Origin of the sequence: Halorhabdus sp. BNX81, assembly GCF_029229925.1 — an archaeon.
Lineage (GTDB): Archaea > Halobacteriota > Halobacteria > Halobacteriales > Haloarculaceae > Halorhabdus.
Genome location: NZ_CP107254.1, coordinates 496,411 through 521,152, shown reverse-complemented (window position 1 = coordinate 521,152; position 24,742 = coordinate 496,411). Strand labels below are relative to the sequence as shown.

Genomic DNA, 24,742 nt, shown 5'->3' with positions numbered 1-24,742 from the left:
GATCGAGGTGGTACATCGGCCGGACACACCCATCGATATCGTGTCCGTGCACCAACTATTTTATAGGATGAGGGGCAAGCCTTCGACAATGGGACTGCGGGGGGTGCTAGCGGGGGTGGGAAAGGCAGTCATCGCGATCTTCCTGGTCGCGATGGTCGCCGGGCAGGTGCTCGGCCAGCCGGTGCTACTGGGATACGTCACGACGGGGAGCATGGAACCGACACTCGATCCGGGGGACGGGTTCGTGGCCATCCCGTCGGCGCTTGCCGGACCGGTCGAAAAGGGAGATGTCGTTACATTCCAGGCCGAAACAATCCAGGGTGGCGGACTTGCGACCCATCGCGTCGTCGAGAAAACTGACCGGGGATATATCACCCGTGGCGACGCCAACCCGTTCACCGATCAGGACGGCAACGAGCCGGTAGTCAGCGAGACACAGATCGTCGCCACCGCGTGGCAACCGGGCGGGAATGTTCTCTCGATCCCTGCTATCGGCACGGCCGTGAGCACGATCCAGCACGTCCTCGGGACACTCCAACGACACCTCGCCACGCTCCTTGGCATCCGGTCGCTGCTTGGGACGCAGGGACTGGCCTATCTGCTGGCCGGCGCATCGGTACTCGGCTACGTGGCCGACGTACTCGTGGGCAGCGACCGATCGTCGGGACGTGACACGTCCCGAAAGACGGGTGTGGACGTCAGATTGATCGTGGGGATCTTCGCAGCCGCCGTGGTCCTGTCGGCCACAGCGACGATGGTTCTGCCCGCCGGTCCACAGGAGTTCGGCGTCGTGAGCGCCGAAAGCGACGCCCCAGGGATACGAGTCATCGAGCAGAACACGACCGAATCAACCAGATATCAACTCGGGAATGGGGGGTTCGTACCGATGGTAACGTATATCGAACCGACAAGCGAGAGGATCGATATCGAGCCACAGCGGACAGTCATCGGGGGGCACTCGACCGTCAACGCGACGCTTCGCCTCTCGGCCCCGCCCGAAACTGGCTACTATCGTCACTACCTCGTCGAACATCGGTACCTGCTCGTCCTCCCGGAAGGGATGATCGCCACCCTGTATGCGTTCCATCCGTGGGCGCCGATCGTCGCAATCGATCTCCTGCTCGGTGGATCGCTGTACCTGCTCGGGACGGTCGTGGTCGCCTCGGGCCGGGTTCGCTCCCGATCCCGCGAGACGCCGTCCCGGCTCAAACGCGTTCTTTCCCGCCGGTGAAACCCCGATCCATCCCCAACCATTATATCATAGTCATCGGAAATTGAACTTATATGCGCGATCGGGGGCGGGGGCTTCGGATCCGGAGGGGTATCGCCGACAATTTCACGCTGGTCGTCGCTGTGGTGGTGATGGTCGGTGCTGTGGGGGGGTATCTCACGTATACGACCCATGCCAAGCCCGGGACGGAGACCGTGACGGAGACGGTATCCGAATGGGAGTCGGCCGGCGAGTTTCACCATCACGCGACCGTCGTGAACGGAACAGCGGCGTTTGAGACGGGTGAAAGGCTCGAAAACCGATCGGCGTACTTTACGCAGACGACACCCAGATTGGCGGGGGCGCTGACGTACACGTACACCGCAACCGACGGCGGTGACCTGAGTGTGACAGTCAGGACAGCTCTGGAGCTCCGATCGGCCGAGAGTCAACGGGAGGCGTCCGAAACGGTCTACTGGGAGATAAACCGACAGCTGAACCGGGACCACCGATATTCGCTATCCCCGGGCGAGACGATCGAGAGCCCGTTTTCGCTGAACGTGAGTGGGGCCGCCGCCGAGGTCGAGCGCATCGACGAGAACCTCGGCGGAACACCGGGCGAGCTCGAACTCGAAGTCGTCGCCGAGGTGGCGCTTTCGGGGACCAGAAACGGAAAGGAGGTCAACACCACCAGAACGTATCGCCTGCCGATCGATCCGAGCGGCGGTGTCTATGGTATCGAGGATCCCGGGACGGTCCGGAAGTCGGATAAAGAACGGAAGGAAGTCACTGTCCAGGCGACGTACGGGCCGCTTCGAAAAATGGGTGGTCCTGTGTTGCTCATCGCTGGGCTGGTGGGCGTGTTCGGACTCGGGTACGCCACTCGAACGGGCCGTCTTTCGATCTCGGATCGCGAACGGGAATGGCTCGCGTTCCGATCCGACCGGGCGTCGTTCGACGAGTGGATCTCGACCGGCGCGGTCAGTACCGGCGCCCGCGGCGGGGCGACGGCCGAGACGGACTCGCTTGCGGGACTCGTCAACGTCGCGATCGATACCGACAGCCGCGTCATCGAGGACACGCGAACGGGCGCGTTCTACGTGTTTGCCGACGGCCAGCGGTTCCGGTTCGAACCGCCGGCGAAACCCGATCGGGAACGGGAACATCGGGACCCACTCGTCGAAAGAGTCGCGTCCCACAGTCCGTTCAGTGCCGGCGAAGGGGACACGACCGAGCCCCTCGGCGAACTCGACGCTGAAAGCGAATCCGGCCGTGAACAACCGGCCGACGAACAGAGAGATCCGGACATGGGTACAGAGTCCGACGAGCCAGTGGACGCCAACGGCGATGAAGCCGCGGATGAGTCAGCAGACGCCGGCAGTGAGACAGCACCCGACCGGGATGACGAACCCGACAAGCCGGCGGACGCCGACGGCGAAGGACCGCCGGATGCCGGCGAGGAGCCTGACAGGCAAAACAAGGCTGATGAGCCCGGCGAATCTGAGCACGATGGAGAGTCCGACAGCGAGGCGGAATCTGCCGATCCTGTAGGGGCCGACAGCGAGGAGTCTGACGAGCCAGGGGAAGCAGACGACCAGGAGCGCCCGACACTGAGGGAGCGCCTGACAACATTACAGGGATTGATCGGAAGCGATTCAGAGGACTAGCGGCGAACCACCGAAATCGGCTCGTCGCGCGGGCCCGCCGAATCCGAAAGACGGCCCAAAACGGCACTGAGAGGGGTTCGCAAGGGTATTGAGAACCGGTCAAATGTCCACCGAGCGATTTGATTTTTCGGACGGTTCCGCGAATGGAAAACTGACAGCATTGTTCCCCGCAGTAGCCTGTGGGAATTGCCGTAGCGCTTTTGCGTGGCAACTGGCGAGCCCCTGGGTGTATGTCGACATCCGTAGTAACCAACGTGTTGAGTGGCGACGGGGACCGATTCGTCTATCTCGTCTCGGCGATGGCCGCGCTGAACGGCCTCCTGTTCGGCTTTGACACCGGCATCATCTCCGGGGCGATCCTGTTCATCAACGAGAGCTTCCAGATGTCGGCGTTGGTCGAGGGCATCGTCGTGAGCGGGGCGATGGCGGGCGCGGCGGCGGGCGCGGCGCTCGGCGGACGGCTCGCCGACCAAATCGGCCGACGTCGGCTCATCATGCTCTCGGCGGGCGTCTTCTTCACGGGCTCGTTCCTGATGGCGGTCGCGCCGACCGTGCCCGTGCTCGTTGCGGGGCGACTCATCGACGGCCTCGCGATCGGCTTCGCGTCAGTCGTTGGGCCGCTGTACATCTCCGAGATCGCACCGCCGCGGATCCGCGGTGGGCTGACCTCGATGCACCAGCTAATGGTCACGATCGGTATTCTCGGGTCCTACTTCGTGAACTACCTCTTCGCCGGCAACGGCGCGTGGCGGTGGATGCTCGGCGCGGGGATGATCCCCGCAGTCATCCTCGGGATCGGTGTCCTCAAGATGCCCGAAAGTCCACGATGGCTCTACAGCCACGGGCAGCGCGAACGCGCCAAAGCCGTCCTCCAGCGCACCCGGAAGGGAAGCGTCGAGGAGGAACTCGAAGAGATCAAAGAGACCGTCGAACGTGAGACCGAAGCTGGACTCCGAAAACTGCTCGAACCGTGGCTTCGCCCCGCCCTGATCGTCGGGATCGGTCTGGCAATCCTCCAGCAGATCACCGGCATCAACGCGGTGATGTACTACGCGCCGACGATCCTGGAGGCGACCGGCTTCGACAGCGCGGCCTCGATCCTCGCGACCGTCGGGATCGGCGTCGTCAACGTGGTGATGACTGTCGTCGCGATCGCCTATATCGACCGGGTCGGCCGGCGAGCACTCCTCCTGGTCGGGACCGCTGGGATGACCGTCACGCTCGCGATCCTCGGGGTCGTCTTCTACCTGCCGGGCCTCTCGGGGGTGCTCAGCATTACCGCGACAGTCTGTCTCATGCTGTACATCTCCTTCTTCGCGATCGGGCTGGGGCCGGTCTTCTGGTTGCTCATCTCGGAGATCTATCCGCTGGCCGTTCGCGGATCTGCCGAAGGGGTCGCGACGGTCACCAACTGGGTTGCGAACCTCGCCGTCGCGCTGTCGTTTCCGGTCCTGACGGCCAACGTCGGCCCGTCGGTGACGTTTTGGCTGTTCGGCGTCTTCAGCGCGGTCGCGTTCGCGTTCACCTACGGGCTCGTCCCCGAAACGAAAGGGCGGACGCTGGAAGCCATCGAGAACGACCTGCGCGAAAACATCAGCGTCGGCGATTAACGGCGACGGGGCGACAGCTCAATCCCCGGAAAACGGCCAGCGGTCGCTCCCCACACGATCGGAGGCACGTTCGATTGCCGACGTGAACGAGTCGTCGCTCTCAGTCATCTCCTCCCAGGCGACCAGGCCACGTTCTTCGCGTGTCCCCGGCACCGTGTTATCGAGAATGAACGCGATGATCCCGCCAACGGCCATGTGGACGCCACCAATGATGTAGACGGTCTGTGAGACGATTTCGGTACCGAAGACGGGCCCCAGAAGCGGGACATCGATCAGTCCCTGACGGAAGAGTTCGAATCCGGAAATCTCCATCGAGGCCGCCGCGGCGTCGATGTTGCCCATATACGCGGGGATCGCCATCCCGGCGAAGATGGCGATCCCGACGATGAAGAGGTTTCGCGAGGAATCCAGATCGACGTACTTCAGGTTCGAGAGCCCGACAGCCACGATCTGGCCGAACATGGCGATGTAGAGCCCGCCGACGATCGGGTCGGGAATCGTCGCGACGAGCGTGCCGAAGTACCCGACAAACCCGGCCAGGATCATGACCGCCGCGCCGATCTGAACCACGTATCTGGAGGCGACGCCAGTCAGCCCGATCGCGCCGATGTTCTCGGAGTAGGAGGTCGATCCGCCGGTCCCCATCAGCCCGGAGAAGACGTTCGCGAGCCCCTCCATCCCGATGCCGTGATTGATCCGCTGTTTCGACGGCGCGCCCTCCCCCGAGAGTCGGGCGACGGCGTGATAATCGGCGAAGGACTCGATGATCGACGCGAGAACGCCCGCGAACATCCCGATCGCGAAGGACAGTTCAAATCGCGGCAGGCCCCACATCAGTGGATAGTGCACCAGGATCGGATCCGCGCCCTGAATCGCCGCCAAATCGACAAAACCCGGCGCTCCTGACGAGATGATCCCGGCGACCGACGCGATCGCCGCGACCAGCCACGCAACCGTGATGCCGAGCAAAATCGGAAAGAGACTGAACAGACGACTCCGATTTTTGAGATATTGTGAGAAAAGGACGATCAACACGAGCGTCAACAGAAGGAGATACCAGTTTTGCTGTGCACCCGGGACGGTGGCATTGACGTCAGTGATCTGTGGTGCCGAAAACAGTGACAGCCCGATCAACGTGACGACCGGCGCGACCACCACCGGGGAGATGTACTCCCGGATCTTCCCCACGAGCCCGAAGTAGCCAATGGCCACCTCGACCACCGCGGCACTGATAATTGCACCCTGCAGGAAGAGGAGTTTGGCGTTCCAATCGGCCATTCCGGGGAGTGTAAGACTTGCCCCGACGATGGCGATCGCGGGCGCGAGCATCGAGAACGGTGCGCCCTGCACGATGGGATACCGATTCCCGAACGTGGTCTGTGCCAGCGTCGCGATCCCGCTGACGACGAAGAAGGTGCCGACGAACTTCGCTTCCACGTGGCCAGGCATCCCCATCGTTCCGGCGAGAATCAAGGGCACGGCGATGTTCGCGCCGATCATCGTCAGGTAATGCTGGACACCGAGCAGAAGAGAACGGGTAAGGGGCGGTCGGTCTTCGATGCCATACTCCACGAGCGAGTCGGTTTCGTCCACTGACTCCGTGTTACCCATGCCTGTCGCCTACCTGCACAGAGGGGATTGAAAAACTGTCGGAACGGTCGCTTCGTTCGATCGTGCCACGTGCCATATCGGGGGCCAGCCCCCGTCAGAACCTCGGCCGAACGTCAGTAGACCCCTATATCGATCATATAATCTCGAAAGTGTTGTCGAAAAATTACTATTGTAGAACTATGAAGATAAAATACCACAATGTTTATCGAACGGGTCCGAAAATTCGGACTGTTGTATGTCAGACCAAGATACGGGGGAACCGACGGCGGTCGATCGTCGGCGGTTTCTGGCGATCGCGGGGGCGACTGGACTCACAACGCTCGCTGGCTGTGAGGAAGCGACGACAGAAGGTCAGAACACACCGACGGAATCGACTGATACGTCGACGCCGACGGAAACAACGACCGACACGGAAACAACAACGGAAACACAGACTGAAACGGAAACAGAGACCGACACGGAGACAGAAACGGAGACCGAGACGGAACTGGACCCGGATGTCCCGCAGTCGGCCAACGGGCCCCTGGCGCCGCTGCCGACGCCCGACCGGAACGGGGTTCCGAAGCCGACCGGCGAGCCAGGGGGCCTGGAAGTGCTCGACTGGGCCGGATTCGAGGGGGCCGTCACCTACACCTACGACGACGGCCAACCCTCGAACCTCCAGCACTACGACGCGCTCGCGGCGACCGAGATGAACATGACGTTCTATCTCACCAGCAACGTAGACTTCGATGGATACGAAGGTGGCTGGACCCTGGCCGCTCAGGACGGCCACGAACTCGGGAATCACACCGTCAGCCATCCGTACGCCGATATGACCGAGAGTTCCTTCGGCGAGCCCGTCGAGGACACAGCGACGGAGATTCAGCAGTGTTCTCAGTACATCATCGAGACGCTGGGCCAGGAGGACGTCTGGACGATGGCAGCCCCCTACGGCGACACCGGCTGGAGCGAGCCGGCCGAGCAGTCCGATCTCTTCCTCAGCAGAGGGGTCGGTGGCGGAGCCGTCACTCCGGACGACGACGCCGATCCGTACAATCTCCCGTGTTACATGGCCCAGGAAGGTGACACCGCCGAGACCTTCACCGATCTGATCGACGACGCTCGCGAGGCCGGCGAGTGGCAGATCTTCCTGTTTCATACGATCGCGCCGACCGACGAGGTGTGGTACGCGCCGGTCGAGATCGATGCAATCATCGACAGTATCGAACACGCCAAATCCGCCGGCGACGTCTGGATCGACACCCTCGCTACCGTCGGCGCGTACTGGCGCGGTCACCAACTCCTCGAATCCGCGGAGGTTGCGGAGTCGGGCGAGGAAACCATCTGGGAGTGGACAGTGCCCGAGGATTTCCCGGCGGGTCGACACGTGCGCGTGACCGTCGACGGCGGGACACTGTCCCAGAACGGGACCGAACTCGACTGGAACACCCACGGGTACTACGAGGTCGACCTGGACGAGGCGTCCCTGACGTTGTCGACGTAGGGGGATCAAAAGACGCGCGAGGCGGCTGACAAATATAGACAAAATACTAAAGCCCAAATAGAGTGAGTCTGAATTTGGGACCGTGCATGACTGACCAGGATACGGGGGAACGATCCGTAATCGACCGTCGTCGATTTCTGACGATCGCGGGGGCAGCTGGACTGACGACGCTGGCCGGGTGTCAAGAGGACAATACGTCCAACCAGGGAGAGACACCGCCGGATGGGACGATTACGCCGGACCAATCGGGGATGGTGAATATAGGGACAGAGACGCCAACCGAGACTGAAACGGAAGCCGACACGGAGACCGAAACAGAGACTGAAACGGAGACCGAGACGGAAACTGACACGGAGACAGAAACGGAGACGGAGACCGAGACGGAACTGGACCCGGATGTCCCGCAGTCGGCCAACGGGCCCCTGGCGCCGCTGCCGACGCCCGACCGGAACGGGGTCCCGAAGCCGACCGGCGACCCAGGAGGCCTGGAAGTGCTCGACTGGGCCGGATTCAACGGGGCCGTCACCTACTCATACAACAACGGCCAACCCTCGCAGCTCGAACACTACGATGCACTCGCGGGGACAGAGATGAACATGTCGTTCTATCTCGCAATCAACGTCAACGAGGACGTCGCGGGGTTCGAGGAGGGGTGGACGCAAGCCCGCCAGGATGGCCACGAGCTCGGAAATCAAACCGTCAGCCATCCGTACGGCGATATGACCGAGAGCTCCTTCGGCGAGCCACTTTCGGATCCAGCAGCCGAGATCGAGCAGTGTAACCAATACATCATCGACACGCTGGGACAGGAAGACGTCTGGACGATGGCAGCGCCCTACGGCGACAGCGAGTGGATCGAGCCGGCCGAGCAGTCCGATCTCTTCCTCAACCGAAAGCTTGGTGGCGGTGAGATTAGCCCGAACGACAACAGCGACCCGTACGACCTGCCGTGTTACGTGGCCGAAGAGGGCGACACCGCCGAGACCTTCATCGACCTGATCGATGGCGCTCGGGCAAACAGTGAGTGGCAGATACTCGTCTTTCACTCGATCACGCCGACCACTCAGGAGTGGTACGCGCCGGTCGAGATCGATGCGATCATCGACAGTATCGAACACGCCAAATCCGCCGGCGACGTCTGGATCGACACCCTCGCTACCGTCGGCGCGTACTGGCGCGGTCAACAGTTGTTCGCCTCCGCCGATGTCACCGAATCAGGCGAGGAAACTGTCTGGGAGTGGACAGTGCCCGAGGACTTCCCGGAAGGCCGACACCTGCGTGTGACCGTCGACGGCGGGACACTGTCCCAGAACGGGACCGAACTCGACTGGAACACCCACGGGTACTACGAGGTCGCGCTGGACGAGGAATCCCTGACGCTATCACCGTAGGTAGTTCGAACCGGTTCTGAGCCGACTGGGAGTCGGTCGCAACGTCTTTGTCCATTGACCGGCCCTCTAGACACATGAGCGACTTCGACGAGGAAGCCGAACGCGAACGGCTCCGCGAACAGTTCGAGCACGATCGAAAGAAACGCGAGGCAACTGAACAGATGAGCGAGTTGCTGTTGCAGGGGGCGACGATGACGGACACCCATTGCGAGCGGTGTGGTGATCCCATCTTCCGGTACGACGGCCAGGAGTTCTGTCCAACCTGTCAGCAATCGGCCGGCGAGAACGCGGCCAGTGAGGCCGAAGCCACGGACGGCACGGCCGAAACCCAGGACGCAACGACGAACGCAGGGGCCCAGACAGGTGCCCAGTCAGGGGCCCAGACGGGAGACACGAAACCCCAGTCGGAGCCAGAGACGGCCAAAGCATCGGCCCAGCCGCCTGTCGAGTCGCCAACGAGTCCAGCGCACGAAGAGCCACCCCAACCCGAGACGCCAGGGCACGCTAGGGGCGAGACTGGTCCCCAACACGACCAGCGTGTCGACGTACCGGGACTCGAACCCGGGGCGAGTCCACAGCCCACCCGTGATGCTGGCGACCTCCAGGATGCCCGGGATTCACTCGTCGCCACGCTGTCTACCTTCGCCCGGCAGGCCGAAGCGACCGACGATCCCCGCCGTGCCACAGACGCGCTCGAAGCCGCCCGCGAGGCCGCCGAGGCGCTGGCCGCCCTGGATGGCACGCGGTGAGCGAGGCTGAGCGCGTGACCACCGGAAACCGGGAGACGAAAGAATACCTGGACTGTCGTATTTGCTGGCAACGGGTAATACACTGCGTCCGTCAGTGACGACCGACCGGTCCGTCACTGGCCGAACCATGAGATCGCCCCGTGGCATCCATCGAATCTGCGGGGAGACACCGGGACGGTGCAAAGACAACCCGAGAGACATACAATACATAATGAACAATCAATAGATATTATATCCTGGCGTTAGGACAACAATTGTCATGCCAACAGATGACAATCAGGTGCGTATCAGTGCTGGAAGAGGTATCTCACGTCGCCGGGTGATGCAACAACTCGGGGCACTCTCAGCTGTCGGCGGGCTGGCAGGGTGCCTCCAGCAGGGAGATACTGAAGCGGAAACTGACGGAGAAGGGAATGGAAGTGGTGATGGGGCCGCGCCCTCGTATCAGCGGATCGATCTGAACCCGCCGCCGACGGACCTGGATTTCACACGGGATCCGCCGGAGCGAGACGTAACGATGGTCTGTCACAACGGCGCGATCTCGTTCTGGAACCCCGCGATCGGCGGGCTTCACGACGCGGCGACCCAGCTGGGATGGAACGCCACTTTTACCGGCCCCTCCGGTGGATTCGATGCGCAAGGGCAGGTCAACATCCTCGAGAACGTCGTCGCCTCTCAACCGGACGTGATCATCACGACGGTCACCAACACGCAAGCATACAATACCGTCATCAACGACGCCCTGGACAACGACATCGTGGTGTTGACGTTCAACACCAACAGTCTTCGCGGGGAGGGCCGACAGTTCATGCGCGATGAGTTCGGTCGCGCATTGCCCTTTGTCGGCCAAGACCAGTACTCCTCGGGGTATGCCAACGGGATGGCGCTCGTAGAGAAACTGCCGGACGACGCGAGTAAAGTCACAGTCGGGCTGGCCGACCAAGGCCATAGCGGGATGGTCTCGCGTGCCAACGGCGCGGAGGACGCCATCAAACAGCGGACAGACATCGAACTCACCGAACGAGTCGAGTACGGCGATGCCGCCAGCGACGGCGTCTCGGCGGTCGAAAACCACCTCACGGCGAATCCAGACCTGGATGGCATGGTCGGCAGCGGCGTCTATTCGTGGTTCATCGGCCAGGCCGCCGACCAGCAGGGCATGGCGGAGGACATGATCATCGGTGGGTTCGATCTGGACCAGAACACGCTCGAGTATATCCAGGATGGGGTGATGAACTATACGACCGGCCAGGACCCCTACAGCCAGGGGTATTTCCCCGTCCTCCAGGCGTTCGCGTATCTGGAACGGGGCATGCCGCCCAAGGAGTACCTGACCGGCGCGGAGATCATCGACCAGGACGTGATCGACTTCGCCCTCGAACGGCGCAACTGGGGCGAATTACTGAACTACCACGGTGTGTAGCGCTGCCGAAACAGCCACCCACACGGCAACTATGTCCAAAGACGATTCACTACTGCGCACTGTCGGGCTCACGAAACACTTCGGAAACATCGTCGCGGTCGAAGACGTGGACTTCGCTCTTCGTGACGGGGAAGTCATGGCGATCGTCGGCGACAACGGGGCCGGGAAGTCGACACTCATCAAGATGCTCTGTGGCGTCCACCAGCCGACGAGCGGTGAGATCCTGATCGACGACCGGACTGTCGAATTCGAGGACTACAGCGACGCCCGTGAGCGGGGGATCGAAACAGTCTATCAGGATCTGGCGCTGGCCGAACAACAGACAGTCGCCGCCAACGTGTTCCTGGGCCACGAGCCGGTTCGGTCGGACTTCCTCGGGAAATACTTCGGCGTCGTCGACAGGAAAGAGATGTATGACCGAGCCCGGGAGAGCCTCGACCGGGTACAAATTCCCGTCGATCCCGGCGCGAAAGTCCAAGACCTCTCCGGGGGCCAACAGCAGGCAGTCGCGGTCGCCCGTGCGCTGCAGTCCGATCCGGACATCCTCATTCTCGACGAACCGACCAGTGCCCTCTCGATCGAGGGGGCACGCAACGTCCTTCAGGTCATCGACGAACTCCGAGAGCAGGGTTTGGCGATCATCCTCATCAGTCACAACATCCGGCAAGTCCTCACCGTCGCCGACCGGATCTCCGTGCTCGCCCAGGGTCGGTTGATGGGCGTCCGTGACGCGGAGTCGGCGACACGCGACGAGATCATCGCCCTGATGATGGGCGCCAAAGACGAGGATGCCGTCGCGGAGTTCGATATCGCGGCGTCCGACGAGGAGGCCCCGGTATGAGCGAGAACCCAGAGGAGACCGGCTCGACGGATAGAACCGTGAGTCGCGAAACCGGCTCACGGCTCAAGGGACTCCTCCAGCGCCGCCAGATCGGCGTCCTGATGGGCTTTCTTCTCCTGTTTGGACTCATCGGCGTGACGCAACCGGACCTGTTTTTCAACTGGGGGAGCTTTAGCGGGCTTGTCTCCCGCTTGCTGCGACAGGCGACCCCGTACGTGATCATCGGGATCGGGATGACCTACCTCATGATCGGTGGCGAGTTCGATCTCTCGGTCGGGGCACTGTACGGCGTGGGTGGATTGACCTTCGCGATGTTGCTCACCGAGTACCGATTGACGGTGCCGGCGGCACTGGTTGCCGTCCTCCTCATCGGCGCGACCGTCGGGCTGGCAAACGGCGTCATCGTGACCAAGATCGGTATCCCCTCGCTCATCACGACCATCGGGATGATGAGTATTCTCCGGGGGGTAGCCTACATGCTTACCGCCGGTGGCTCCCAACAACTCCCCGATGGCCTCCCGGATATCGATCCCTTCGGCGTGATTGAACTCGGGTGGCTCGACCTCTTTGGCGGCTCGATCAAGGTCGCCGGTGTCGAGATTACCTATCAGGTGTTCTGGATGCTCGGGTTGCTCATCGTCTTCGGATTGATCCTTCAGAAGACACGGTTTGGCCATCACGTCTATGCGACCGGTGACGACGAGTCCGCCGCGGACAGAAGCGGGATCGACACCGACCGTGTCAAGATCGCGACCTTCGTCATTACCGGCACCGTCACAGCCTTTGCCGGCGTGCTGGCGATATCCTACTACGGCGCAATGTTCGGGTCCGCTGGTCGGGGATTCGAGCTGTTGATCATCGCCGCCGTCGTCATCGGCGGGACGAACCTCTTTGGCGGCGAAGGCAGCATCTCCGGAATGTTCATCGGGTCGCTGGTGATCGGCGTCATCCCGGTCCTACTCGTCGTGAACAATATGTCGGTGGATATCCAAGAGACACTGACCGGTGTGGTCATTATCAGTGCCGTCATGATCGATATTTTCCTCCGGGAGTGAGATGCAGCGCCGCGTTTGACAAAGAGGATCGGCAGTTGGGGAAAAGCTGTCCGACTCGAAACATTCGGCAGACCCCTATCATCCGGGCGCACCCCTGAGAGTAACAGGACAGCCTTTTCGCGCTCGACAGGATAGGAGCGGTATGTTCGAGACACGACCGGACCGGAGCGCGGAGGTCGTCCTCGCCGGACGGTCGAACGTGGGCAAGTCGACCCTCATGCGCGAGCTTACCGGCCACACCTTCGACACCGGGCAGCGCCCTGGGGTCACGCAGGAACCCAACCACTACGACTGGACGAGCGAGGACTTCGTGCTAACGGATCTGCCAGGATTCGGCTACATGAAAGGCGTCCCCGACGAGGTCCGCGAGCAGATCAAAACCGACGTCGTCCGATACGTCGAAGCCAACGCCGACGCGATCCTCGTCGGGGTCTTGGTCGTCGATGGCAAGAGCGTCATCGACATCATCGACCGTCACTCCGGTCCCGACGAGATTCCCCACGACGTGGAACTGTTTCACTTCCTGCGAGACGTTGGGATCCCGCCCGTGGTGGCCGTCAACAAGATGGACAAGGTCGACGACCGGGACGAACGCCTGAACGAACTGTGCGACCGGCTGGGGCTTCATCCCCCCTGGAAACAATGGCAGGGGACGATCGCCCCGATCAGCGCCAAACGCGGCTCGATCGGCCCCCTCAAAGAAGCTGTCCGGGAGCACCTACACGAGGCCGAGCGCGACGACCTCTTTCAGTTCTTCTGAGTCGGCCCCGACGGCTGGTTTTCTCTCCCCCACCGAAGCTTCGGTCCACGAGCAGCGCCCCGGCAGCCGACGGACTCGACCGATCGAGCTCCCGAAAGATATATATTGCTGTCGTCAAATTGTGTTACTAAGGATCTGAGTAACACATGAGCGAGACACACGACGCCGACGACGACCATCTCGACGATGTCGAGGACGGGTGTGGCTGTGCGGAGATCTGGGAGACGATGAGCGAGCAGCGTGAGCCCCCAGTAGACACCGCCGCCGACGACTGAAGTGCCGGAACGATTGCGGTGGTACATTGTGTCTCTGCGTTTTGTCCTCGCCCAGCGAGGATTCCCGGACGACCACCGCCGAAACTGTTCGTCGGCGAATCAGGACGGGTTTGTCGTGAGCCATCGGTCGATGCCGAACGTGACCCCACTCACCAGCAACGCAACGACCAGCACAGCAGGGTCTGCGGAGACAAACAGTCCCGGCGTCGGCGGGCGGATCCACAGCGGATACAGGTAGAAGTTCGCGAACCCATCGGCGTAGACACGCAGGCCGTCGATCACGAGCGAGAAACCCCCACTGGCAAGCAGAACGGCGTAAGCCTGCCGTCGCCACTGCTCGCCGAAAAAGAGTGCGATGATACCTGCGACGACCACCACGCCTGCGATACTCGCCACTGGTGAATATGAGAACGGAACGCCGAGTGCGTTCCCGATCACATCTGCGTCGACGAGTATTTGAACCTTCACGAGATCGGGGATTGCGGCCCCGCCCATCGCAACGACGATCCAGCGGCGGTCCAGTCCATCGATTCGCCAGCTGGCGACCGTAAACGCCGCGTAGGTCACGAGAACGGTCGACAGCAGGTCAGCCATCGTGGCCCACCTCGAAGGTCCAGGTGTCCGTATCGACGCGCCAGTATCTGAAGAACGCGAGCAGGACGAGGATTGCGCCGATCACGGAGACGCCGTACTTGTACCACTCCGCACCACCCGTGGCGTTGACCACAACGACGCGCTCGGCGTCGACAGTGCGCTCAGTCGTAAGTTCGCCAAGCACCTGGACGACGCCACCGGGCTGGACGGTCCGGTCGAACGACTGGACCGACAGCGAGAACGAACCCGAATCGGCCTCAACGCGGATGGTCGCCGTCCCCGCGTCGGCGTCGACGGCTGTCACCGTCCCGAAGAGGAACACCTCCTCGCCGACGTGTTCGGCCGGCTGACCGGCGAGGTCGTCTTCGTCGGGGTAGGGCCAGTGGTCGTCTTCGGCCGCGCCGTAGTGGACGCCCATGCCTACGAGGAGTCCGACGAGCCCGAGGACGAGCAGGCCACGCTGCCACTGTTTCACGAGGATGGGTGAGATGGGGCGGGCAATGTAGGTTTTCCTTCCGGTTTCGACTCGACCCAAGAGGAAGCTGCGGAGGACAGACAACCGACGCACGTAAGCATCGCTACGTCCCATCCCAGTCCATGCGCCAGTTCGTCGTGATCGGACACGAAGCGCCGACGACGCCCGACTTTCCGCTCGATGATCTGCCGGGTGGGGCCGGCCGCCTCGATCTGCTCAGCCGATCGATCACTGCGGCCTTGCTCCGCTCGCACGGCCTTCGTGGGGACGTTCGATTTCGGCTGATTCTCGATGACGAGTTCACCCTTCGCTTCGAGGGGGCGAAATTGCAGGGACTCAACCCCGACGAGCGGAGCACAGCCGCCCGAGTTCGGAGCGCGCTCGAACAGCGCGAGGGCGCGATCGGCCACCAGGCGGTCGAGACGTCGCCCGGAATCTCTCTCTCCCGGCGGGGCGTCGAGGCCGCCCTCCGGGACGCCGCCGGGGAGGGGACGCTACTCCAGCTTCATGAGGACGGAAGGCCGATTGTCGAGTCGGCACCCCCAGAGGATCCCGTTTTCGTCCTCTCGGATCACCGGGATTTCACCGCGGAAGAGCAAGCATTGCTCGATGAGTTAGACGCCGAACGAGTCAGTCTCGGGCCGAACGCGATCCACGCCGATCACGCGATCAGCGTCGTCCACAACTATCTCGATACCGACGGCTACGAGCGCTATTGATCGATCGCACGTCGTTAGTGAGGGAGCTTACTCGATCCGGAGTTCGCCGTCTCCCTCGGTCCCACCGTCGGCGTTCTCGTCCCACTCGAGTTCGAGTTCGATGGAGAGTTCCCCGGAGCCATCGACCGGTCCCTCGCGTTCGGCTTTGACCTCGAAGGTCGGCTGGGCGGGTGGTTCGAGCGTCACCGACTGGTCGCCGGCTTCCAGCGTGATCGCGTCGCCGCCCTCGAGGTTGTCGGCCACGGTGCGGAGGTACGTGGCGATGTCTGCGCGGGACATTGACTGCTCGGTTTCGAAGAGGACTTCTTCGGGCATACAGGGTAAAAGGTGCCCGGCGGGGATAAGTGTTGCAGCGTCAACACGCCACGATAGCTGATTCGCCCGACTCGGCCAGTCTCGCAAGAGTTAAAGGCAAACCTCGGCAACTATAGAGCGCGGGCCGGTGGGGTAGCTTGGTATCCTTCGGCCTTCGGGTGGCCGTAACCGCGATTCGAATTCGCGCCGGCCCACTACCTTTCCCGCGAACAAACTCGTGAGCGGGAAGTCCGTGTAGCCGCGCGAATTCGAGCAGGGAAGTCGCAGCGCGCGAGCGAAGTGAGCGCGACCGTCTTCCCGAGTTCGACATTCGCGCCGGCCCACTACGTATATCGGCTTTTCCCGGATTCATAGACACGTAGCGGCCGGTTTCGGGGGAGAGTAACGTGGCTGAGCTGTCCGAAGCCAAAAATCCGCTTGCTGATTGCCCAAGTGAGTAACTAAGTAGCCGAGACGAGTTAGTGGTCGTGTTCGGGCTCGCGATACTCTTCGACGTCGATCACGTGCTTCGTCTCTGGGTGCGTGAGGTCACTGTCGCCGGAGACCACTGGCGCATCCAGTTCCCTGCCGACGGCGGCAATCAGCGCATCAAGGCCGTCCAAATACGGCCCACTCGATCCGACCTCGTCCGCGATCTCCCCCGCTGTCACGGCCGTCCGCTCGTCGACGGCGTACGTCTCACCCCACGAGAGGGCTCCACGAGCACCGTCGACGTCGCCACTCGGCAGGTTCCCCTCGCCGACGAGTGCCTCAGCGTAGGCCGGAACGGGCATCACCCAGCGTTCGTTCTCGCCCCCATGTGCCTCATAGAACGCTTTGGTCGCTTCGACGCCGTCCAGATAGTCGATCAGAAAAGTCGCGTCGAGGACCTTCATGCCGTGTCCACAGCTCGCTCTCGCAGTCGCTGCTTTCGCTTCTCTTTTGACTTGCGGCGGGCCTCACGGACGCGGTCGGCTTCCTCGTCGGACCATCGACCGAACCCGTCGTAGAAGTCACCGAGCTTCTCCTCGTCAAGGACTCGCTCGAGCACATCGTTGTAGCTCTCGTTCTCCCGCCGGAGGCGGTCGAGTTCTCGCTTCACCCGGTCGCTCACTCGTATCTGCTCGTCAGCGGTGGCCATTGTTACGTCAACGTTGGCGTTGACAGGGTTTAGTTGTTGGGCTCAAAACAGACACAACCGACATGTTCAGGCCCCAGCGTGCGTCTTCCGCAAGCGATCGCAGGCCCCGATAACACAGGGATGTTGCTGACCTGATTCGCTCAGACCCGACTCTCCAGCAGGTCCTTGATCGCGAAGTAGGCGGGCTTGGGATCGAAGTCCTCGTCGAACAGCAGCGGGTCGTCGGTGATCGTCTGGTCGTAGTTTCGCAGCCAGGAGGCCGTGTCGTGGACCCCCCAGGTGACCAGCGTGTCACAGCCGTTGTCGAGACACGCCTCCAGGATGTCGCGGTAGTACTGGGCCTGGTGTTCCAGGTGGTCCTCGGGGACGTTCTCCCGATCGTAGGCGACGTCCATCTCGGTGACGTGGACGTCCAGCCCGAGGTCTTTGAACCGCCGGATGTTCTCGCCGAGGGCCTCGGGCGTCACGTACTCCTGGGCACGGAAGGCGTGCATCTGGAGGCCGACGCCGTCGATGGGGACACCGCGGTCGAGGAGGCGTTCGAGGAGTGCGTAGACCCCGTCGGCCTTCTCGTTGATCTCGTCGATGCCGTAGTCGTTGTAGAAGAGGTCGGCATCGGGCGCGACCTCGTTGGCCCACTGGAAGGCCAGGTCGATGTACTCCTCGCCCATCGCGTCGTACCACGCCGTCTCGCGCATGGTACCGTCGTCGGCGACGGCCTCGTTGACGACATCCCAGACGTCGACCTTCCCGCGATAGCGTCCCGCGACGGTGTGGATGTGGTCCCGGAGGAACGTCCGAAGCTGGTCGTCGGTGTACTCCCAGGGGTAGAACCACCCCGGGGTCTGGTTGTGCCAGACGAGCGCGTGGCCCCGAACCAGCAGGTCGTTTGCGACTCCGAGGTTCACGATGGCGTCGGCATCCTCGAAATCGTAGGTGTAGCGCTCAGGGCGCAACGGCCCCATCTTGAGTGCGTTGCCGGTCGTGACGGCGTTGAACTCCCGCGTGAGCGTCTGTGCGACCGCCGGATCGTCGGGGTACGTCCTGAATGCGTCTGCCGTGATGCTTGCACCGAGCGTGAGGTCGTTCTCGTCGGCCAGTTCGCGAAGCGTCTTGTCGCTTTCCATCTCCCTATCAGTCGAAGCGAGGGGAGAAAGTCATTGGGGAAAGTGCCGGACAGCCGACCTATCGAGGGTCACGACAGCCGGGAGTCGAGTCGTTCCCGGACAGTCTCCTCGATGGTGTGACGGACCTCCCAGCCCAGTCGCTCGCGAGCGGCGCTCGTGTCGACGCCGAACTCCGAGACGAGCGTCTCGTCGCCGGCACGCGGGTTCTCGACGAGTTCGACATCGGCGTCGAGGCCGTACTCGCCGGCGATCGACTGGATCCGTTCGGCGACGGTCATGACGCTTGGATCCTCGTCGCTGGCGATCTCGTAGCGCTCGACGCCGGTCTCGCCAGCGGCGAGTTGTTCTTCGAGGCGTTCGGCGCTCCGGACGTACGCCCGGGCGATATCCTTGACGTGGATGTAGTTGCGCGCCTGGGTTCCCGGCTCGTAGACGGTGAGCGTCTCGCCGTCGAAGAGTCGGCCCAGGAAGAAGTTGATGACCGTCCCCTTCGAGACCGTCTGCTCGCCGACCTGGTGGCTGCCGTAGAGATTCGACTTCAGGAAGAGGTGGGCCGGGAACGCGCCGTCGGCGTAGGTCTCGATGGCCTGCTCGCCCAGCACTTTCGTCCGGCCGTACCAGTTCATCGGGTCGCGTGGCTGCTCGACGGTGATCGGGAACGACTGGGGGTCCCCCAGCACGGCCATGCTGAAGGGAAAGACGAGTGCGGCCCCGGTCTGGCGACAGAACCACGCGACGTTGTGCGTCCCGACGACGTTGGTCTCGTAGGCGAGGTCGGCGTTCTCGGTGCAGTCGTCGACGCCGCTGATCGCCGCGAGGTGCATCACGACGTCGCTCCCCGCGAGTGCGTCCGCGAGGCGATCGCGGTTCCGGACGTCGACGTGTTCGACGGTGACGTCGCCGACTTCCCGAACGTCACCGAGATAGAAGTTGTCGATCGCCGTGAGTTCCCACTCCGGGTGGGCCGCCTGGAGGCGGTCGAGGACGCGCGAGCCGATGAAGCCCGCCGCGCCGGTGACGGCGATCGAGAGCGGTTCGTCCGGGTCGAAGGAGTCATTCTCGGTCATGCATCGATCTCCTGACGGTCGCGAAGGACGGTGGCAAGATCGCCAACGCCATCACGGAGCGTCCATTCGGGCTCGAACCCGGTCTCTTCGAGGCGGTCGAAGTTGACGTGATAGGAGGGGCCGGGATGTTCGTCTTCGAGATACGTCACGTCGACAGGTGCAACCTCCTCGCTGACGATCTCGGCGATCTCACTGATGCGATAGTTGCCGGCCTCGCTGCCGACGTTGTAGATGTCCCGGGACCACGATTCGGGGTTGCGTGCTGCGTGGGCGAACGCCCGCGCTGCGTCGCGGACGTGGATGAATGGCCGCCAGTTCGACCCGTCGCCGTAGACCGTCAGCGGCCGACCGGTCAACGCCCGGAAGACGAAGTGATTGACCACCAGGTTGAACCGGACGCCGGGGGCGAACCCGTAGTTTGTGCTCATCCGGAGGGAAGTCGCGTTCGCGCCGTTCGCCCCAGCGAATTCGGCGACGATGTTCTCGGCGGCGACTTTCGCCTCAGCGTAGGGATTCAGCGGATCGGGCTCGGTCGTCTCGTCGATGTCGGTCGTCGCCGCGCGGCCGTAGTTGTTACACGAGGAGGCAAAGACGAGGTTCCCGACATCGAGTTTCCGCGCCGCGTTGACGACGTTCTCCGTGCCCTCCAAGTTGACCGCCATCGTCTCCGCGCGGCGGTCGTGGGTACTCGCCGCACCGGTGATCGCCGCGAGGTGGATCACGGTGTCGACGCCGCCCATCGCGTTCTCGACGTTGCCGTACTCCCGGACGTCGCCGCGCCGGAAGTCCAGATCGCCGTCGACGCGCGCTTCGAGTAGATGGCGTGGCGACCCGCTGGCGAGCGAGTCGAGCACGACGATCCGATCGACGTCGGGGGCGTCGGCGAGCAGCGGCAGCAGGGCGCTGCCGATATATCCCATTCCGCCCGTCACGAGGACATCCATGACAGTCGGTCAGTCCTCGTCGTCTGTCAGCACACCCGGGAGGAACCGATCCTCGTGGGCCGTGATCCGGTCGTCGTGTTCGACCAGGGTTCCCAGGATCGACCGGACGCCCTCCTCGAAGGTCGTGCCCTGCCCGTCGATGAGGTCGGCGTAGCGGTCGTTCTCGATCTCCATCTTGTGGGTCTCGTCCTCGTCGCGGGGGTTGTCGTAGTGTTTGACGTCGACGTCGAGATCGAACTCGCCGGCGACGTCGGCGATGGTCTCGGCGACCTCGACGATCGAGATCGCGCGCGTGACCTGGTTGTAGACGACGTGGTCGTCCGGGCGGTCGTCGGGGTCCATAAGCGCGAGTTCTGCGAGTCCCTCGACGGCATCCTCCATCGCGATGAAGGGTTTGCGCTGCTCGCCCTTGCCGTAGACGGTCATCGGGTAGCCGGCGACGGCCTGGGCGGCGAAGCGGTGGGCGACGACGCCGAAGTAGTAATCGAAGTCGAAACGCGTCGCGAGTCGCGGGTCGGCCTCGGTCTCTTCGGTCCCTGTGCCGTAGGTGATCGCGGTCCGCACGTCCGAGATGGGGATGTCGAACTGCGAGTGCGCGAGGCGCATGTTCGCCGCGTCGTGGCTCTTGGTGAGGTGATACCAGCTGCCCGCCATCGCCGGAAACGGGACCTCGTCTTCTTCGCCCTGGTTCTCCATCGTCGCGCCGCCCTCGGGGATCGGGAACTCCGGCGCGCCGTAGACGCCGGTCGTCGTCGTCTCGATGAAGTGGGTGTCGGTGAGGTCGTGTTCCTCCAGGCCCCACAGCAGGTTCCGGGTGGCCTGCATGTTGTTGTGCTGGGTGTAGTTGGCGCGCTCGCCGTTGATCTGGCTGTAGGGTGCGGACGGCTGGGCGGCCGTGTGCACGATGGTGTCGGGTTCGTGGACGGCCAGGAGTTCGTCGACGAAGGACTTCTCGACGAGGTCGCCCTCGACGAACGAGAGGTTCGTGATCCCGTGGACCGCCTCGGCGGCCTCGATGCGCTCGTCGATCGAGGTGATCGGGACGCCGCTGACGGAGCCGACCTCCTCGACCCACTCCCGTCGTGCGAAGTTATCGACCAGGAGCACGCGGTCGTCGGTTCGCGTCGCGATGCGCAGGGCTGTCGGCCAGCCGATGTGTCCGTCGCCGCCGGTGACGATGATCGTCATGTGTTACTCATGAAGTGAGTAACTACCTGCATAAGTCTTTCCGTCGGTGGGCGTTCGACACAGTTGCGGTGTCGCTCGTCGAGACAGCGGGCTGGATCAGTCCGGGATACCGCCAAACGTACCTGGCGTCGAGACCAGCAATAAGCTAGAAGAAATTATCGCAGTAATCATTATCGAGAGTATGACCTTCTACGACCGGACGGCGGAACTCGATGCTCTCGAGACAGCGTTTGCATCGCCGTGGTGAACTCGGACCCTACGCCGACGTCGGGCGGTGGTGGTACGGCGAAGACGAGATCGACATCGTCGGACTCGCTCCCGGGGACGATCGGATCCTCTTTGCGGAATGTAAGTGGACAGCGCAGCCAGTCGGTCACGGACTCGCATCACAGCTCCGGGAGAAAGCCGAGCGTGTGCGATGGGGGCCGGAGACGCGTGAGGAGGCGTTCGCGCTGTTCTCCAAAAGCGGGTTCGTCGACGGGCTCCCGGACGAGCTTGGCGAGAACTGGTCGCTGTATGGGTTAAACGAGATCGAGACACTACTGTAGCGAACTCGCCCCGACCCGTGGCTTTATTGACTCCGGCGGAACGTGTGGGTGTAATGACTGACGTGGAGGCGACGACTACGGAACTCCTCGCGGAGAAGCCGGATATTGCGGACGATTTGGAAGAACTTCTCGACGTGGACGCCGCTGCAGAGACCTGGACCTATGAGGACGTGCCATTCGACTCGGGGACGTTCGGCGAGCTGGTCTCGCGTGGTATCGTCGAGAAGCGCGAGGGGGAGTACACGTTCGCGGATCGCGAGGGGGTTCGGCGGGCGCTCGGTGTGGAGCAGGAGGCTGACAAGGGGACGGCGAGGACTTCTCCGGGCAACCGATCAGGGGGTATTTTCGAGGAGGTGTCACTGTCGGACCTGCGCGTCGAGCGGCCGGTGGCCACGCTCGGGCTGGTCGGGGCGCTCACGCTGGTGGTTCTGTTCCGGGTGCTACCCTGGCCGGCGGTGTTCCGCGGCGAAGACGTCGTCCTCTCGGGAAACGATCCATACTACTACCGGTATTTAGTGCATCAGCTGATAGAGGCGAGTGGCGGGCCGGTGGACTTCTCGGTGTTCGCGTCGTTGCCCGAAGAGGTCGCCCATGGCGAGCCGCTGATGATCGCGATGGTGTCGTGGGCCTCGACGCTGTTCGGCGGGACATCGGCCGTCGGCGGGGTCTTGGCGTGGTTCCCCGTGGTCTCGGCGGTCCTAACGGCGTTGCTGGTGTACGTGCTTGCGGTGCGATTGACGGAGGACCGTCGCGTCGGTATCGCCGCCGTGGCGCTGCTGGCGATCATGCCCGGCCACGCCTTCCGGACCGGGCTCGGGTTCGCGGATCACCACGCCTTCGACTATCCCTGGCTGGCGTTGACGGCGCTGGCGGTGGTGTCGCTGGTGGGTCGCGATCGGGTGGACACTCGCAACTGGCGGACGTGGGCGTGGGGGCTGGCCCTGGGGATCGGTGTGGCGGGCCAGACGCTCGCCTGGGATGCCGGGCCGTTGCTGGTCGCGCCGCTGGGCGTGTTTGTGGCGCTGGCAGTGCCGTCGTGGGTGCGTGCAGGGCGATCGCCCGCTCGTGAGGCGGCGGGCTTCCTGAGCGGGCTGGCGTTGGCCGCGCTGGTGGTATTGGCGGCCCACACCCAGTGGGGCTGGCACACGCGGGTGGTCGCGCTCGCGCCCGTGTTGTTGGTGGGCGGGAGCGTCGTGCTCGTTGGACTGGGGGAAGCCGCCCGGCGGTTCGAAGTGTCGGCCCGGTCGTTGCTCGGCGGTGAAGTGCTGATCGGCGGAGTCGGGTTCGCGGCGGTCTGGACGCTCTTCCCGGACTTCGTCGACGAACTCGGGCGTGGTGTGGACTTCCTGGTCTCGACAGAGGGGATCGCCGAGACGACATCGATCGTCTCGGGTGAGCTGGGGTCGATCGTCGGGCCGATCTTCCTGTTCGGGTTCGCGCTCTTCCTCGCGCTGCCATACATGGGCTGGGCGCTCTGGCGGAGTTCCCGGGAATTCGCACCGGCGTGGTTGCTCGTGGGCGTCTACGGCTGGTGGTTCCTGTTGCTGTCAGTGATCCAGATTCGGTTCGCCGGACAGTTGGCGCTGTTTGCGGCGGTCTTTGGTGGATTGGGGTTCGTGCACGTGGCTGCGTGGGTGGATCTGGGGGCGTATCCACGGCCGTTCAGCGGGTCGGAAGAGTCCGGGAGTCGGGGGTTGGCTTCGGGTGAAGACGTCGAGGAGACGGACGATCTCGAGATGCCGGAACGACGTCGGGCGTTGTCGTTGCTGGGGCTCGGACTGGGTGTCGGGTCACTCGGTATTTTGAACACGCCGATCAAGCACTCGCAATTGTTGATCGACGAGTCGATGTACGAGGCAGCGCAGTTCATGCGGGAGTATTCTGCGGAGCGAGAGTGGGAGTATCCCGAGAACTACGTGTTCAGCCAGTGGGGGCGCAATCGGGTGTACAACTGGTTCGTGAACGGGGAAGCCCGGAGTTACGGGTACGCGCAGTCGAACTTCGGGGAGTTCCTGGCGTCGGAAAATGGCGAAGAGTGGTACGAGCGACTAAAGGATCGCGCCGGGTTCGTTGTTGTTCAAGAGGGGGACATGTCCAATGGCGGGCAGGCCGGGACGATCTACGACCAGCTCTGGAGTGACGGGTTCGGGATCGAGACGAGCCATTATCAAGCGGTGTGGACTGATTCGGAAGATTCATTGCAAGTGTTCACGCTCGTCCCTGGGGCCCGGTTGACGGGGCCTGCGCCGGCGAATTCGACAGTGACGATAGCGGTGTCAGCGGAGATCGGTGGAAAGTCGCGTTCGATCACGATGGAGACGGACGTCGATGCGGACGGTGTTTATCGGGAAACAGTCCCACTGCCAGGAACCTACGAAGCTGAAGGCACCAGCGTAACCGTTTCCGAGGACGACGTTCAAAACGGGACGCGTCGTTCAGCGTTCCACGATGAGGGGTATACCCAGTAGCCGCCCCACAAAGGGGCCAGCGAGTGGGCGCCCGGAAATCGGCAGCAGCGATTGTCGTGCATCGGCGAGACGATCCGTAGAGACGTGCCAACACATCCC

The 24,742-nt window shown here is 63.0% G+C and carries 23 protein-coding genes, 1 tRNA gene and 1 pseudogene; 15 read left to right on the top strand and 10 right to left on the bottom strand.

What is annotated here, in order from left to right; all coding sequences use genetic code 11:
- Positions 1 to 88 precede the first annotated feature (88 nt).
- The 3 genes from HBNXHr_RS02540 (at position 89) to HBNXHr_RS02530 (ending at position 4,487) form a co-directional block, all read left to right on the top strand.
- Complete coding sequence (locus tag HBNXHr_RS02540) at positions 89 to 1,231, top strand: signal peptidase I (RefSeq protein WP_275739173.1); 1,143 nt, start codon at positions 89 to 91, stop codon at positions 1,229 to 1,231.
- Between the two features lie 53 nt (positions 1,232 to 1,284).
- Positions 1,285 to 2,877: a DUF5305 family protein gene (locus HBNXHr_RS02535; protein WP_275883045.1), complete on the top strand. Its 1,593-nt coding sequence runs from the start codon at positions 1,285 to 1,287 to the stop codon at positions 2,875 to 2,877.
- A 230-nt stretch (positions 2,878 to 3,107) separates the two neighbouring features.
- Positions 3,108 to 4,487, top strand: coding sequence for a sugar porter family MFS transporter (locus tag HBNXHr_RS02530; RefSeq protein ID WP_275739169.1), 1,380 nt, complete (start codon positions 3,108 to 3,110; stop codon positions 4,485 to 4,487).
- An 18-nt stretch (positions 4,488 to 4,505) separates the two neighbouring features.
- On the opposite strand, the gene HBNXHr_RS02525 is transcribed toward HBNXHr_RS02530, so the two are convergent.
- Positions 4,506 to 6,098 (bottom strand): solute carrier family 23 protein, encoded by a 1,593-nt coding sequence (locus tag HBNXHr_RS02525; RefSeq protein ID WP_275883044.1) that lies wholly within the window; start codon positions 6,096 to 6,098, stop codon positions 4,506 to 4,508.
- A gap of 235 nt (positions 6,099 to 6,333) precedes the next feature.
- On the opposite strand from HBNXHr_RS02525, the gene HBNXHr_RS02520 reads away from it, so the two are divergent.
- From HBNXHr_RS02520 to HBNXHr_RS02485, 8 genes are all read left to right on the top strand, one after another.
- Positions 6,334 to 7,584: a polysaccharide deacetylase family protein gene (locus HBNXHr_RS02520; protein ID WP_275883043.1), complete on the top strand. Its 1,251-nt coding sequence runs from the start codon at positions 6,334 to 6,336 to the stop codon at positions 7,582 to 7,584.
- 86 nt (positions 7,585 to 7,670) lie between these two features.
- Entirely contained in the window at positions 7,671 to 8,975 is a 1,305-nt protein-coding gene (locus HBNXHr_RS02515; protein ID WP_275883042.1) for a polysaccharide deacetylase family protein, read from the top strand.
- A 74-nt stretch (positions 8,976 to 9,049) separates the two neighbouring features.
- A complete protein-coding gene (locus HBNXHr_RS02510; RefSeq protein WP_275883041.1) occupies positions 9,050 to 9,724 on the top strand; it encodes an Sjogren's syndrome/scleroderma autoantigen 1 family protein in 675 nt (224 codons plus the stop codon).
- 259 nt (positions 9,725 to 9,983) lie between these two features.
- On the top strand, positions 9,984 to 11,147 hold the full coding sequence (locus HBNXHr_RS02505; protein ID WP_275883040.1) for a substrate-binding domain-containing protein: 1,164 nt from the start codon (positions 9,984 to 9,986) through the stop codon (positions 11,145 to 11,147).
- 31 nt (positions 11,148 to 11,178) lie between these two features.
- Positions 11,179 to 11,988 carry an ATP-binding cassette domain-containing protein gene (locus tag HBNXHr_RS02500; RefSeq protein WP_275883039.1) on the top strand — a complete coding sequence of 270 codons (810 nt, stop codon included), beginning with the start codon at positions 11,179 to 11,181 and terminating at the stop codon, positions 11,986 to 11,988.
- Positions 11,985 to 13,043: an ABC transporter permease gene (locus tag HBNXHr_RS02495; RefSeq protein WP_275883038.1), complete on the top strand. Its 1,059-nt coding sequence runs from the start codon at positions 11,985 to 11,987 to the stop codon at positions 13,041 to 13,043. The genes HBNXHr_RS02500 and HBNXHr_RS02495 overlap by 4 nt, the downstream gene beginning before the upstream one ends.
- 142 nt (positions 13,044 to 13,185) lie before the next feature.
- The gene (engB, locus tag HBNXHr_RS02490; RefSeq protein ID WP_275739152.1) at positions 13,186 to 13,803 is read left to right on the top strand and encodes a GTP-binding protein EngB; all 618 of its coding nucleotides are present in this window, start codon (positions 13,186 to 13,188) and stop codon (positions 13,801 to 13,803) included.
- A 146-nt stretch (positions 13,804 to 13,949) separates the two neighbouring features.
- A complete protein-coding gene (locus HBNXHr_RS02485; protein WP_275739150.1) occupies positions 13,950 to 14,078 on the top strand; it encodes a hypothetical protein in 129 nt (42 codons plus the stop codon).
- A gap of 99 nt (positions 14,079 to 14,177) precedes the next feature.
- On the opposite strand, the gene HBNXHr_RS02480 is transcribed toward HBNXHr_RS02485, so the two are convergent.
- Positions 14,178 to 14,672, bottom strand: coding sequence for a hypothetical protein (locus tag HBNXHr_RS02480; RefSeq protein WP_275739148.1), 495 nt, complete (start codon positions 14,670 to 14,672; stop codon positions 14,178 to 14,180).
- Positions 14,665 to 15,147 (bottom strand): hypothetical protein, encoded by a 483-nt coding sequence (locus tag HBNXHr_RS02475; protein WP_275883037.1) that lies wholly within the window; start codon positions 15,145 to 15,147, stop codon positions 14,665 to 14,667. Before HBNXHr_RS02475 ends, HBNXHr_RS02480 begins: the two co-directional genes overlap by 8 nt.
- Positions 15,148 to 15,269: 122 nt before the next feature.
- On the opposite strand from HBNXHr_RS02475, the gene trmY reads away from it, so the two are divergent.
- Positions 15,270 to 15,866, top strand: a complete 597-nt coding sequence (gene trmY / locus HBNXHr_RS02470; RefSeq protein ID WP_275883036.1) for a tRNA (pseudouridine(54)-N(1))-methyltransferase TrmY — start codon at positions 15,270 to 15,272, stop codon at positions 15,864 to 15,866.
- Positions 15,867 to 15,893: 27 nt separating this feature from the next.
- On the opposite strand, the gene HBNXHr_RS02465 is transcribed toward trmY, so the two are convergent.
- On the bottom strand, positions 15,894 to 16,181 hold the full coding sequence (locus HBNXHr_RS02465) for an amphi-Trp domain-containing protein (protein WP_015788863.1): 288 nt from the start codon (positions 16,179 to 16,181) through the stop codon (positions 15,894 to 15,896).
- A 121-nt stretch (positions 16,182 to 16,302) separates the two neighbouring features.
- Here HBNXHr_RS02465 and HBNXHr_RS02460 point away from each other — a divergent pair.
- Positions 16,303 to 16,375, top strand: a tRNA-Pro gene (locus HBNXHr_RS02460).
- Between the two features lie 264 nt (positions 16,376 to 16,639).
- Here the strand turns inward: HBNXHr_RS02460 and HBNXHr_RS02455 are convergent.
- The 6 genes from HBNXHr_RS02455 to HBNXHr_RS02430 all read right to left on the bottom strand — a co-directional run bounded on the left by HBNXHr_RS02455 (position 16,640) and on the right by HBNXHr_RS02430 (position 21,627).
- The gene (locus tag HBNXHr_RS02455) at positions 16,640 to 17,056 is read right to left on the bottom strand and encodes a PIN domain-containing protein (RefSeq protein ID WP_275883035.1); all 417 of its coding nucleotides are present in this window, start codon (positions 17,054 to 17,056) and stop codon (positions 16,640 to 16,642) included.
- On the bottom strand, positions 17,053 to 17,301 hold the full coding sequence (locus HBNXHr_RS02450) for an antitoxin VapB family protein (RefSeq protein WP_275883034.1): 249 nt from the start codon (positions 17,299 to 17,301) through the stop codon (positions 17,053 to 17,055). Before HBNXHr_RS02450 ends, HBNXHr_RS02455 begins: the two co-directional genes overlap by 4 nt.
- Positions 17,302 to 17,441: 140 nt before the next feature.
- Positions 17,442 to 18,428 carry an endo-1,4-beta-xylanase gene (locus HBNXHr_RS02445; protein ID WP_275883033.1) on the bottom strand — a complete coding sequence of 329 codons (987 nt, stop codon included), beginning with the start codon at positions 18,426 to 18,428 and terminating at the stop codon, positions 17,442 to 17,444.
- 68 nt (positions 18,429 to 18,496) lie between these two features.
- Positions 18,497 to 19,495, bottom strand: coding sequence for an NAD(P)-dependent oxidoreductase (locus HBNXHr_RS02440; RefSeq protein ID WP_275883032.1), 999 nt, complete (start codon positions 19,493 to 19,495; stop codon positions 18,497 to 18,499).
- Complete coding sequence (locus tag HBNXHr_RS02435; RefSeq protein ID WP_275883031.1) at positions 19,492 to 20,439, bottom strand: NAD(P)-dependent oxidoreductase; 948 nt, start codon at positions 20,437 to 20,439, stop codon at positions 19,492 to 19,494. Before HBNXHr_RS02435 ends, HBNXHr_RS02440 begins: the two co-directional genes overlap by 4 nt.
- Before the next feature lie 9 nt (positions 20,440 to 20,448).
- Positions 20,449 to 21,627 carry an NAD-dependent epimerase/dehydratase family protein gene (locus tag HBNXHr_RS02430; RefSeq protein ID WP_275883030.1) on the bottom strand — a complete coding sequence of 393 codons (1,179 nt, stop codon included), beginning with the start codon at positions 21,625 to 21,627 and terminating at the stop codon, positions 20,449 to 20,451.
- Positions 21,628 to 21,863: 236 nt separating this feature from the next.
- Between HBNXHr_RS02430 and HBNXHr_RS02425 the strand changes: the two are divergent.
- Together HBNXHr_RS02425 and HBNXHr_RS02420 are read left to right on the top strand one after the other, a co-directional pair.
- Positions 21,864 to 22,175 (top strand): annotated as a pseudogene (locus HBNXHr_RS02425) (DUF234 domain-containing protein); the annotation flags it as partial.
- A 53-nt stretch (positions 22,176 to 22,228) separates the two neighbouring features.
- Positions 22,229 to 24,643, top strand: a complete 2,415-nt coding sequence (locus HBNXHr_RS02420) for an STT3 domain-containing protein (protein WP_275883028.1) — start codon at positions 22,229 to 22,231, stop codon at positions 24,641 to 24,643.
- Positions 24,644 to 24,742 lie beyond the last annotated feature (99 nt).